We start from the raw sequence: 11,756 nt of genomic DNA on the forward strand, positions 1-11,756 counted from the left end.
CTCACGCCCCCGCCAGGGCATCGTGACGCTGGAGCACCGGGGCCTCAACCAGGACGGCACCGTCGTCTGCCGCCCCCGCCGTTTCCGCTCAGGCCCGTGCGGCCTCGTCCTCGGGAGCGAAATTGACCAGCGCGGTCCGCCGGGCGCGGCAGACGACGGTGCCGTCCTGGTTGAGGCCCCGGTGCTCCAGCGTCACGATGCCCTGGCGGGGGCGTGAGGCGGAGGCCCGCTTGTCGATGATCTCGCTCTCGCAGTAGAGGGTGTCACCGATGAACACCGGCGCGGGGAAGGAGATCTCGCCGAAGCCGAGGTTGGCCACCGTCGTCTTCTGGGTGAGGTCGCCGACGCCGATCCCGCACACGATGCCCAGCGTGAGCAGGCTGTTCACCAGCCGCTGGCCGAACTCGCTCTCGGCCGAGCGGACCGCGTCCAGGTGCAGGGACTGGGCGTTCAGGGTGATGCTGCAGAACAGCACGTTGTCGGCCTCGGTGATGGTGCGGCCGGGCTCGTGCTTGAAGACGTCACCGACGTGCATCTCCTCGAAGTAGAGCCCGCGCCGGGTGTGTACGGTCACCGTTGATCCCTCATTTCGCTGTGGTCACTGCTCCGGACGCGGACATCAGTCCGGCCCGGTGGTCGGGGTGGGCGACGGAGGCGAGTGACTCCGCGCGCTCGGCCCGGGTCCTGCCGCGCAGCCAGGCGACGCCGTATTCGGTCACGACCACGTCGGGTGTGTGCCGGGGGACGGTCACCACCGCGTCGGACGCCAGCGCGGGGACGATCCTGCTGTGCCGGCCGTCGGCGGTCCTGGAGCCGATCGCGATGACGGACAGGCCGCCGGGTGACCCGTAGGCGCCCTCGACGAAGTCGATGCTGCCGCCGATCCCCGAGACCTGGATTCCGCGTACGGTCTCGGAGTTGACCTGGCCGAACAGGTCGACCTCGACGGCCGAGTTGACCGACACCACGCCGGGCAGGCCGCCCAGGTGCCAGGGTGTGTGGCCGGTGCGGCTGTCGAAGACGCCGATCGCGGGGTTGCGGTCGGCGAAGTCCATCAGGATCCGGGTGCCCATGAGCTCCACCGCCGAGATCGCGGGGGAGGGCATCACGCTCAGCGGGCTGAGCACGCCGCGCTCGAAGAGCGCCACCATGGCGTCGGTCGCCATCCCGATGACCTGGGCGCCGCGCAGGTCACTGTGTGCCAGGCCGTGGATGAGGGACTCCGGGATCGAGCCGAGGCCGAACTGCAGCACGGGCCGCTCCGGCAGCAGGTCCAGGACGTGCGCCGCGATGCGGTCGCTGACCTCGTCGCGGGCCGCCTCGTGGAACTCGCACATCGGGGTGTCGGCCTCGACCAGCGCGGTGATCTCCGAGACGTGCAGGGTGGTGTCGCCGTACGTGCGGGGGACCAGCGGGTCGACCTCCGCGAGCACGACCCGCGCCCGCGTGACGGCGGCCCTGACATAGCTGGCGGACGGGCCCAGGCTGCAGTATCCGTTCCGGTCCGGCGGCGACACCCGCACCAGCGCGGCGTCGGTGTTCCAGTGGTCGAACAGGCCGGGGACGGCGGAGGCGCGGGTCGGCACGTACTCGCCGAACCCGGCGGCGACCGAGCGCCTGGCCGGGCCGTAGGGGTGCCAGGTGAGGTAGCGCAGGTGGCCCTGCCGTACGGCGTCGAGGAACGGGTAGCCGCCCAGTTGGAGCCCTGAGTAGAGGGTGGGGGCGTGGAGCAGGTCCGCGGTCTCGCCCAGGGCGCGGAGCAGGGTCTCCGGTGTGCCGCAGCCTGGGGCGCCCACGATGTGGGCGTTCTCCGGGAGCAGGCGGACGGCCTTTTCTGGTGGGAGCGTGCTGGGAGGTGGCATGGAAGCGCAGCCAATCGTCGTGCGGGGAGGCCGGCACAGAACGCGCGCCGAACCCGCGAGGGCACTCGCGCAACGCTTAACCGTAATGCCGCCGAGACTGTGAAGCAAGTGCTTGATTAACGTTGACATGGCAGGCAGGAGGCCGATAGCGTCAAGTAAAGCGAGCGCTTGATTTACGTTTCTCCTGGAGGAAGCGGTCGTGACACTCGTCATCCAACAACTCGTGAACGGCCTCGCCCTCGGAGCTGTCTATGCGCTGTTCGGCGTGGGGTTCGCACTGATCCTCACAAAGATGGGCGTGCTGAACGTCGCCCACGGCACCTTCGCCACCTGGGGTGCCCTGGTGGCCTACCTCGCCGTGGTGGACCTGGGTCTGCCCTTCCCCCTGGCCCTGCTGGCGGGGGCGATGGCCGCCGGGCTCATCGGAGTTCTGGCGGACATCGTGGCCTTTGAACCGCTGCGTCGTCGCAATGCGGGCCATTTCGCGCCGATCATCGCCAGCATCGGTGTGTGGATCATATTGCTCACCGCCGCTCAGGCGGTGAGCAAGGACTCCGCGACCAGCTTCCCCGACCGCGCGGTCCAGGCGAGCCCGATCCGGCTGGGGGACCTGGTGATCCTCCCGGCGCAGTTGCTCAACATCGTCGCCGCGCTGCTCGTGGCCATCGGGCTGCACCAGGTGCTCACCCGCACCCGGTTCGGCGCCGCGGTCCGCGCGGTCTCCGTCGACCCGAGGTCAGCCACCGTCGTGGGGGTCAACTCGGCCCGCACGCTCCGGCTCGTCGCCTTCACCGCGGCCGCCATCGCCGGGCTCGCGGGTGTCCTGGCCGGTCTGTCCTCGAACAACGTCTCGTTCGACCTGGGCGAGGCGCTGCTGCTCAAGGGCTTCGCCGCGGTGGTCGTCGGGGGCTACGGGGACATCCGGGGGGCAACCCTGGCCGGTTTCATGATCGGCATCCTTGAGGTGGTCAGCGCCCAGTACATCTCCTCGGGCTTCCGCGACGCGATCACATTCGGCGTGCTGCTCGTCATCCTCGTGGTTCGCCCACAGGGGATGTTCGGCGAACGCCGACTGAGCCGCGCCTAGTCCACGCTTCATGGCTGAAGAGGTCGAGAGCACATGAACATCGCTGCCTGGAGCACGACTCTGCAGTTCGCGGGAGTCAGCGCGCTCTTCGCGCTCAGCATCTACGCCTCCCTGTGGACCGGCGTACTCAGCCTGGCGCCGGTCTTCTTCGGCGCGGTCAGCTCGTTCACCTTCGGATGGGCGGTGCTGACCTTCGGGCTGCCCCCGGTGGCGGGGATCGCCATCGGCGCCGTGGGCGGAGGGCTGCTGGGGATCCTCACCGCGTTCCTGGTCCTGCGGCTGGACAGCCACTACCTGGCGATGGCCACGATCGCGCTGGTCCTCATCGGCCGCGTCCTGGTGATCAACCTGGAGGGCTTCACCGGGGGCGCGGCCGGCATGCTGGTCCCCGGCGACCTGGGCACCTGGTTCTGGTGCCTCGGTTGCCTGGCGCTCGCCACCTTCGTGCTGGCCCGGCTGCGCGGCTCGCGCTTCGGGCTGGCGGCGTCCGCGGTACGGGAGGACCCGGCCGTGGCGCAGTCCCTGGGGATCGCTCCGCGTACCGTGCAACTGGTGGGCTTCGTGCTGTCCGGGGTGTTCGGCGGTGTCGCGGGCGTGCTCCAGTCGAGCTTCCTGCAGTACATCGGGCCGGACACGTTCTACACGCACATGGGCTTCGTCACCCTGGCCGCGGTGGTCCTCGGCGGGGCCTATCACTGGTTCGGCCCGGTCATCGGCGCCGTGGTCTTCACCGCTCTGCCCGAGCTGCTGCGCGGCCCGCTCGGCGAGTTCGACGACATCGTCACCGGCCTGCTGCTCATCCTCATCATCGTCTACCTGCCCCGCGGGCTGGTCGACCTACGGAGGTTCCGCATGCTGCGGAGGAGTCCGGGCGCCAGATCCGAGACCGCGCACGAGAAGGCAATCGGCAAGGAGGCGGTGGTCCCCGAATGAGCACCATGCCGGTCCAGGACAGCCCCGGTGACGTCCTCGCGGTCGAGATCGAGGGCCTCGTCAAGACGTTCGGCGGCCTGCGCGCGGTGTCCGACGTGAACATGCGGGTTCCGCAGCGGAGCATCTACGGCCTGCTCGGCCCGAACGGGGCAGGCAAGACGACCGTCCTGAACATGATCAGCGGTTTCCTGTCGCCCGACAGCGGCGCGATCCGGGTGCACGGCAAAGAGACGCACGGCCTGGTCCCCTACCGGATCGCCCGCGAGGGTGTGGCGCGCACCTACCAGAACATCCGGCTCTTCCCCGGCATGACCGTCCTGGAGACGGTCGCCACCGGCGCGTACACCCGGCGGCGCTCCACCATCCTGGGCGCGATCACGCTGAGCCGCGCCGAGCGCAGGGAGCGGGCCGAGGTCAAGGAGAAGGCGCTCGGCCTGCTCGAGCAGGTGGGTGTCGAGGCATCCCCCGACGCGCTGGCCGAGACCCTCTCGTACGGCGAGCAGCGGCGGGTGGAGATCGCCAGGGCGCTCGCCACCGAGCCGAGGGTGCTCCTGCTCGACGAGCCGACCGCCGGCATGAACGACGCGGAGTCGCAGCAGATCGGCGAGCTGCTGCTGCGGCTCAGGAGCGAGGGCCTGACCCTGGTCCTGATCGAACACAATATGCGGCTCGTCGAGGAGTTCTGCGACGAGGTGACCGTCATGAACTCCGGCGCCGTGCTCGCCGTGGGCACCCTCGCGTGGTGCCTGGAACAACCCGATGTCAGGGAGGCCTACTTTGGCAAGCGATCCGATGCTCGGCGTATCGAGACTCTGCGCCGCGCACGGCGTGGTTGAGGCCGTCCGGAACGTCGACATCCAGGTGCCGAAGGGTGCGCTCGTCGCGCTGGTCGGGGCCAACGGGGCCGGCAAGACGACGACCTTGAACTCCATCGCCGGGCTGCACCGGCCGGCGTCGGGCACGGTCCTGGTCGGTGGCAAGGACGTCACCGGCTGGCCCTGCCACCGGCTCGTCCGGGCGGGCGTCGCCCTGGTGGCCGAGGGGCGCAGGATCGCACCCTCGCTCACCGTGCTGGAGAACCTGGAGCTCGCGACGTACGCCAAGCGTAGGGACAAGGCCGACTTCCAGCAGCAGATCGATCGGGTCTACGACCTGTTCCCCGTCCTCGCCGCCCGGCGGACCCAGTACGCCGGGCTGATGAGCGGTGGGGAGCAGCAGATGCTGGCGGTGGGCAGGGCCCTGATGACCCGGCCCGATGTGCTGCTCCTGGATGAGCCGTCGATGGGGCTCGCCCCTTCGATCGTCGACGTCCTGTTCACCACCATCTCCACGCTGCACGAGACGGGCTCGACCATCCTGCTGGTCGAGCAGAACGCGGAGTTGGCGCTCGCCGTCAGCGACTACCTCTACGTCATGCACCGCGGCGCGATCGTCGCCGAGGGGGACCCGGACTCGCTCAGGTCGCGCCCCGAGGTCATGACCGCCCTGTTCGGTTAGGACATGACCCGGCCGGATCAGCGCCCCCATTCCACCTGGAGCCAAGGAGCCAAGGAGCCAACTCAGTGAGCGAAATCAGATTGGACGGGCAGGTCGCCGTCGTCACCGGTGCGGGCCGCGGGCTCGGCCGCGCGCACGCGCTCCTCCTCGCGGAGCGCGGAGCGGCCGTCGTGGTGAACGACGTCGGCGCGGCACTGGACGGCGCCGGCGCGGAGCTGACCCCCGCCGAGCAGGTGATCAAGGAGATCACCGAGGCGGGCGGGCGCGCGGTGGCCGACGCCACCGACATCAGCACCCCCGAGGGCGCCGCGCAGGTGGTCGCCCGCGCGGTCGAGACCTTCGGCCGGCTGGACATCCTGGTCAACAACGCCGGGATCCTGCGCGACAGGACGATGGCCAAGCTGAGTCCGGCCGAGGTGGACCCGGTGCTCGCGGTCCACCTGGGCGGGACCGTGTGGATGACGAAGGCCGCCTGGCCGCTCTTCACCGAGCAGCGGTACGGGCGGATCATCAACACCACCTCCGCCGCCGGCCTGTTCGGCAACTTCGGCCAGACGGCCTACGCGGCGGCCAAGGCGGGCATCATCGGCGTCACCAAGACGCTGGCCCTGGAGGGTGCCCGCCACGGCATCCAGGTCAACGCCATCGAGCCGGGCGCGCGCACCCGGATGACCGAGGACCTGCTCGGCGATCTGGCCGACAGCCTCGACCCCGCGCTGGTCTCGCCCCTGGTGGTCTGGCTCGCCGACCGGGAGTGCACGGTGAGCGGTGAGGTGTACAACGTCGGCGGCGGGCGCGTGGCGCGGGTGGTCGTCGCCCAGGCGCCGGGCTACTTCTCCCGCTCGGTGTCGCCCGAGGAGATCCGCGACAACTGGGACCAGGTCAACGATCTGGCGGATCTGTCCGTCATCGAGGACTTCAAACAGGAGCTCGACCTGCTGGTACGGCGGCTTTCCTGACCCACCCGACCCCGCCGGGGCAGGCGGCCGCGTCCAAATAGTAAAGCAAGCGTTTGATTTATCAAGCAAGCGTTTGATAAGCTCCGGGCGGGCTGAACTCTCCGGCCAACTCACTGCAGAAGGACAAGCGTGAAGTTCACTTACTTTCACCTGATGCCCTTTGACGGGCTTCCTGAGGACTTCGCTCAGAAACACCGGAGCGTCTGGGTGGACATCGACCCGCGCCTCATGGATGTGCAGCGGATCCACCATCTCTACAACGACTACCTGGACGAGCTTGAGCACGCGGCGCGAATGGGCTTCGACGCGATCGGCGTCAACGAGCACCACAGCAACGCCTACGGCCTGATGTCGAGCCCGAACATGATGGCCGCCTCACTGGCCCGCCGCACCGCCGACACCGACGCGAAGATCCTGGTCATGGGTGACGCGGTGCCGCTGTACAACCCGCCCATCCGGATCGCCGAAGAGCTCGCCATGCTCGACGTGATCAGCGGCGGCCGGCTCATCACCGGGTTCCCGCTCGGCAGCAGTCAGGACACCAACTACGCCTACGGCATCAAGCCCGCCACCGTGCGTGAGCGGTACTACGAGGGCTTCGAGCTGATCCTCAAGGCATGGCAGTCCCAGGAGGTGTTCAGCCACAACGGCCGGTTCACCAAGCTGCGCTACGTCAACCCCTGGCCCAAGCCGCTCCAGCAGCCGCACCCGCCCATCTGGGTGCCCGGCAGCGGCTCCCTGGAGACCATGGACTTCGCCATCAGGCGCGAGTTCCCGTTCTTCTTCCTCTCCTACTTCGGCACCGAGTTCTCCAGCTCGATGCTGCGCCGTTTCTGGGACCGCGCCGAGGCCGCCGGCGTCGACGACAACCCGTACCGGGTGGGCATGTTCCAGCCGATCCTGGTCGCCGACACCGACGAGGAGGCCAAGCGCCTCTACGCCGACCACGTGAAGTACTTCTACCGCCGGTGCACCCACACCTACCCGGGCTTCGCCGAGGCTCCCGGCTACAAGAGCGTCGAGTCCCTCGCCGCGGTGCTCCCGCCCCCGGGTGCGAAGTCGACCGCCAGGCCGGACAGCTTCCGGGCGGCGAAGGAGTACGAGTGGGAGGACTTCGTCGACCTCGGCATCATCATCGCGGGCAGCCCCAGCACGGTCAGGGAAAAGCTGGAGCACCTGTCGACCACGATGCGCATCGGCAACTGGATCGCCCTGATGCACATCGGCGACATGCCGCGTGACAAGGCGATGAACAACATCGAGCTGTTCGCCACCAAGGTGGCGCCCGGCCTGTCCGGGGTCTTTTCCGATTACGAGCACAGATGGTGGCCCAAGCCGATCCCCGGCTTCGAGCCGGCGCAGGTGGCTCCCGTGAAGGCGGTGGCGAAGTGAGCATCCGGCACGACTTCGAGGGCCCGCACCAGGGCGACCTCACGATCGTCGACGAGTACGGCACGGCCGACGGCCCCGTTCTGGTCTACCTGCACAGCGAGTGGGGGGCGTTCGAGGAGCCCCCGCTCTCCGGCGAGCTGCTGGAGACCGGCCGGGTCCTCGTCGTCCACCTGCCAGGCTGGGGTGCCTCCACCTCGGTCCGCCCCGCCTCCAGCCTCGCCGACATGGCCCTGGCCGTCTGGTGGGCGCTGGACCGGCTGGAGACCGGTACCGTTCGCCTGGTCGGGCACGGCATCGGGGCCACGCTGGCCGCCGAGATGGCCGCGGCCCAGCCCGGCCGCGTCGAGTCCCTCGCGCTGATGGCGCCGTGGGGCATGTTCGACGAGGCCGACCCCGGAGCCGACATGTTCGCGCTGTTGCCCCGGGACCTCGCCCCGCTGGTCTACACCGACCCGAACGGCCCGGTCGCCGCCGCGCACCTGCCGAAGCCCGCCGACGCCCACGAGGCCGGGCTGGCCGTCATCCGCCGGGTCCAGGTGCTGGGCGCCGCGAGCAACTACCTGTTCCCCATCCCGGACACCGGGATCGCCGAACGGCTCTACCGGCTCGCCGACGTACCGGTGCTGCTGCTCTGGGGCGCGCAGGACGGCGTGGTGCCGGCCTCCCTCGCCGGCCAGTGGACCGAGCACCTGCCGCACGCGCGCAGCGTGGTCGTCCAGGACGCCGCGCACATGCTCCCCTACGAGTCCGCCGACGCGCGCAAGCTCATCCTGGAGTTCACCGGCGCCGCGAACCCGTCGGCCAGGTCGGCATGAGGCGTGAGTACGCCGACCCCGACCACGAGCTGATCGCCTCCGCGATCCGCGACCGGTGCGCCGAGTTCCCCGATGAGTACTGGGCCTCCTGCGACCAGGAACACCGGTTCCCGTGGGAGTTCTTCAACGCCATGGCGGAGGGCGGCTGGCTCGGGATCGCGCTGCCGGAGGAGTACGGCGGCGCGGGCCGGGGCGTCACCGAGGCGGCGATCCTGCTGCGCGAGGTCGCCGCGTCCGGGGCGGCCATGAACGGCTGCACGGCGCTGCACATGAACCTCTTCGGGCTGCAGCCGGTGCTCAAGTTCGGCAACGAGCGGCTCAAGAAGACGTTCCTGCCCCCGTCGGCCGAGGGCAGGCTGCACGTCGCCTTCGCGGTCACCGAGCCGGACGCCGGCACCGACACCTCCCGGATCAAGACGATGGCCGAGCGCGACGGCGACGGCTGGGTGATCTCCGGCCAGAAGATCTGGACGAGCAAGGCGCTGGAGTCCGACGTCGCGCTGATCCTGGCCCGCACCTCCCCCGCGCCCGACGAAGGGCGGCGCCGGTTCGAGGGCCTCAGCCTGTTCCTGATCGACCTGGACCGCGACCACGTCGACATCCGGCCCATTCCCAAGGTGGGCAGGAATGCCGTCGCCAGCTGCGAGACCTTCTACGACCGGCTACCGGTGGAGGGCTGGCGCCTGGTCGGCGAGGAGGGCAAGGGCTTCAAACACATCCTGTCCGGCATGAACCCCGAGCGGATCCTGATCGCCGCCGAGGCCATCGGGATCGGCTACGCGGCACTGCGCCGCGCCACCGAATACGCCAAGGTGCGCGAGGTCTTCGACCGGCCGATCGGCAGCAACCAGGCCATCAGCCACCCGCTCGCCGACGCCTACGCGCGCCTTGAGGCCGCCTGGCAGATGACCATGGTGGCGGCGGGCCGCTATGACGCGGACCTTTCCTGCGGCGCCGAGGCGAACATCGCCAAATATCTGGCCGCGCAGGCCGGGTACGACGCCGCCGACCGGGCCGTACAGACCCACGGCGGGCTGGGGTACGCGCACGAGTTCCACGTCGAGCGCTACTGGCGCGAGGCACGGATCATGCGGCTGGCTCCGGTCAGCCAGGAGATGTCCCTCAACTTCATCGCGCAGCAGGTCCTCGGTCTGCCGCGCAGCTACTGAGCCGTGATGGCTGGAACAGGGGGGAAGGTGTCGATCCAGGGCCGGCTGGCCGGCCGGGTCGCGTACGTGCTCGGCGGCGGCAGCCACGGGCCGGCGCGTCCCGGGGAGTCGTTCCCGATGGGCAACGGCAGGGCGATCGCCCTGCGCCTGGCCGCCGAGGGCGCCACCGTCGTGGTCGGTGACATCGACCTCGGCCGGGCCCAGGCGACCGTGGACGCGCTGGCCGTCCCCGGCCTCGCGGTCGAGGTGGACGCCGCCGACGCGGAGTCCTGCACGGCGGCCGTGGCGGCGGCGCTCGACACCTATCACCGGCTCGACGTCGTCGTGTGCAACGTCGGCGTCTCGGGCCGGGAACCGATCAAGGCACAGAGCGTTCCGGAGTGGGAACGCTCCGAGACGGTCAACGTCCGGTCGCACTGGCTCACCGCCCAGGCGGCGCTGCAGCCGATGCTCGATCGATCGCAGGGCTCGTTCGTCTTCGTCGGCTCCACCGCCGGCCTGCTGAGCAGCCGCCGCTCCCTGTCCTACGAGGCCACCAAGGCGGCACAGCTCGCCGTCATGCGGCACATCGCCGTCCGGTACGCCGCGCGCGGCATCCGCTCCAACGCGGTCGTGCTCGGCAACATCGACTCGGCGCTGGTTCGGCGCGAGTTCGGCGAGGACCCCACCTCCGCACGCGCCGCCGTGGTCCCCATGGGCCGCGAGGGCCGTCCCGAGGAGGCCGCCGCCGCCGTCGCCTTCCTCGCCTCCGACGACGCCGGCTATGTCACCGGCCAGAGCCTGATCGTCGACGGCGGCGTCAGCGCGGCCTGGCCCACCCCACCGTCCGCCCTACAGAGGGGATAGACGACTCTCATGCAGAGCGACGCAGTAATCCGCGGGGTCGGCATGACCCCGTTCGGCAAGTTCCTCGGCTCCTCGATGAAGGACCTGGGCAGGGCGGCGGTCAACGCCGCGCTGGACGACGCCGGTGTCCGGGTCGGCGACATCCAGGCCGTGTTCTTCGCCAACGCGCTCGCCGGCCTCATCACCGGTCAGGAGTGCATCAGAGGCGAGACCGTCACCTACCCCCTGGGGTTCGGCACGATCCCGGTGCACAACGTGGAGAACGCGTGCGCCTCCGGGGGCAACGCCCTGCACCTCGCGTGGCTGGCGGTCGCCTCGGGGATGTACGACACCGTGCTCGCGCTGGGTGTGGAGAAGGCCAACCACGAGGACCGCGTCCGCACCTTCAGCGCGTTCGGCTCGGGCATGGACGTCGAGGACGGCTTCGCGGTGGGCGACGACGCCGGGCAGGATCGCAGCCCGTTCGTCGACCGCCAGGCGCGCCTCGCGCGGACACTCTTCGAAGACCGCGGCGTGACCATGGAGGGCCTCGCCCGGGTGGCTTCGCGGTCGCTGGAGAACGCCCGGCTCAACCCGATGGCCCACCGCAGGTTCGGTGGATCGCCCCAGGACGTGCTGCAGGCCCGTGTCGTGGTCGACCCGATCACCGTGCTGATGAGCTCCCCGATCAGCGACGGTGCCGCGGCCGTCGTGGTCACCCGGCGCCCGGACCCCGAGCGCTCGGGCCGCGACGTCAGGATCCTCGCCTCCCGGATCGCCACCCGCCCGCCCAAGGGCCTGGCAGGCGCCCCCGGCGCGGCGAAGGCCGCGGGCCTGGCGGCGTACGAGCAGGCGGGGCTCGGTCCCGGTGACATCGACTTCGTCGAGGTGCACGACGCGTCCGTCGCGTACGAACTGCTCACCTGGAGCGAGCTGGGGCTCTGCGAGCCCGGCCAGGAGCAGGAATGGGCGATGAAGGGTGGTACCGAGCGCTCCGGGGCCATGCCGGTGAACGCCTCCGGCGGCCTCGTCGGCCGGGGACACGCCCTGGGCGCCAGCGGGCTCGCCCAGGTCTTCGAGCTCACCCAGCAGATCCGCGGCGAGGCGGGCGACCGTCAGCTGCCCCGGGCCCGGGTGGGCCTGGCCCAGATCGGCGGCGGTGTCATCGACTGGGAGACCGCCGTCTCCTCCGTGCACATCCTCGCCGGGGCGTGACC

At 70.3% G+C, this 11,756-nt stretch carries 12 protein-coding genes; 10 read left to right on the plus strand and 2 right to left on the minus strand.

Annotation, left to right across the window (positions count from 1 at the left end):
• Window positions 1-88 precede the first annotated feature (88 nt).
• Both ABT061_RS00110 and ABT061_RS00115 read right to left on the minus strand, forming a co-directional pair.
• Window positions 89-574, minus strand: coding sequence for a MaoC family dehydratase (locus tag ABT061_RS00110; protein ID WP_350910997.1), 486 nt, complete (start codon window positions 572-574; stop codon window positions 89-91).
• A gap of 10 nt (window positions 575-584) precedes the next feature.
• On the minus strand, window positions 585-1,862 hold the full coding sequence (locus ABT061_RS00115) for an acetyl-CoA hydrolase/transferase family protein (protein ID WP_350910999.1): 1,278 nt from the start codon (window positions 1,860-1,862) through the stop codon (window positions 585-587).
• A 199-nt stretch (window positions 1,863-2,061) separates the two neighbouring features.
• On the opposite strand from ABT061_RS00115, the gene ABT061_RS00120 reads away from it, so the two are divergent.
• The 10 genes from ABT061_RS00120 (at window position 2,062) to ABT061_RS00165 (ending at window position 11,754) form a co-directional block, all read left to right on the plus strand.
• A complete protein-coding gene (locus ABT061_RS00120) occupies window positions 2,062-2,949 on the plus strand; it encodes a branched-chain amino acid ABC transporter permease (RefSeq protein ID WP_350911001.1) in 888 nt (295 codons plus the stop codon).
• Window positions 2,950-2,982: 33 nt separating this feature from the next.
• Window positions 2,983-3,882 carry a branched-chain amino acid ABC transporter permease gene (locus ABT061_RS00125; RefSeq protein ID WP_350911003.1) on the plus strand — a complete coding sequence of 300 codons (900 nt, stop codon included), beginning with the start codon at window positions 2,983-2,985 and terminating at the stop codon, window positions 3,880-3,882.
• Window positions 3,879-4,718 (plus strand): ABC transporter ATP-binding protein, encoded by an 840-nt coding sequence (locus ABT061_RS00130; protein WP_350911005.1) that lies wholly within the window; start codon window positions 3,879-3,881, stop codon window positions 4,716-4,718. Before ABT061_RS00125 ends, ABT061_RS00130 begins: the two co-directional genes overlap by 4 nt.
• Window positions 4,660-5,379 carry an ABC transporter ATP-binding protein gene (locus ABT061_RS00135; RefSeq protein ID WP_350911007.1) on the plus strand — a complete coding sequence of 240 codons (720 nt, stop codon included), beginning with the start codon at window positions 4,660-4,662 and terminating at the stop codon, window positions 5,377-5,379. Before ABT061_RS00130 ends, ABT061_RS00135 begins: the two co-directional genes overlap by 59 nt.
• Before the next feature lie 65 nt (window positions 5,380-5,444).
• A complete protein-coding gene (locus tag ABT061_RS00140) occupies window positions 5,445-6,338 on the plus strand; it encodes an SDR family NAD(P)-dependent oxidoreductase (protein WP_350911009.1) in 894 nt (297 codons plus the stop codon).
• Between the two features lie 129 nt (window positions 6,339-6,467).
• Window positions 6,468-7,730 (plus strand): LLM class flavin-dependent oxidoreductase, encoded by a 1,263-nt coding sequence (locus ABT061_RS00145; RefSeq protein WP_350911011.1) that lies wholly within the window; start codon window positions 6,468-6,470, stop codon window positions 7,728-7,730.
• Window positions 7,727-8,545, plus strand: a complete 819-nt coding sequence (locus ABT061_RS00150; protein WP_350911013.1) for an alpha/beta fold hydrolase — start codon at window positions 7,727-7,729, stop codon at window positions 8,543-8,545. The genes ABT061_RS00145 and ABT061_RS00150 overlap by 4 nt, the downstream gene beginning before the upstream one ends.
• On the plus strand, window positions 8,542-9,714 hold the full coding sequence (locus ABT061_RS00155; protein WP_350911015.1) for an acyl-CoA dehydrogenase family protein: 1,173 nt from the start codon (window positions 8,542-8,544) through the stop codon (window positions 9,712-9,714). The genes ABT061_RS00150 and ABT061_RS00155 overlap by 4 nt, the downstream gene beginning before the upstream one ends.
• A gap of 6 nt (window positions 9,715-9,720) precedes the next feature.
• Window positions 9,721-10,560 carry an SDR family NAD(P)-dependent oxidoreductase gene (locus tag ABT061_RS00160; RefSeq protein ID WP_350911017.1) on the plus strand — a complete coding sequence of 280 codons (840 nt, stop codon included), beginning with the start codon at window positions 9,721-9,723 and terminating at the stop codon, window positions 10,558-10,560.
• 9 nt (window positions 10,561-10,569) lie between these two features.
• On the plus strand, window positions 10,570-11,754 hold the full coding sequence (locus tag ABT061_RS00165; protein ID WP_350911019.1) for a thiolase family protein: 1,185 nt from the start codon (window positions 10,570-10,572) through the stop codon (window positions 11,752-11,754).
• The last annotated feature ends 2 nt before the right edge of the window (window positions 11,755-11,756 follow it).

Origin of the sequence: Streptosporangium sp. NPDC002544 (genome assembly GCF_040295965.1) — a bacterium.
GTDB lineage: Bacteria > Actinomycetota > Actinomycetes > Streptosporangiales > Streptosporangiaceae > Streptosporangium.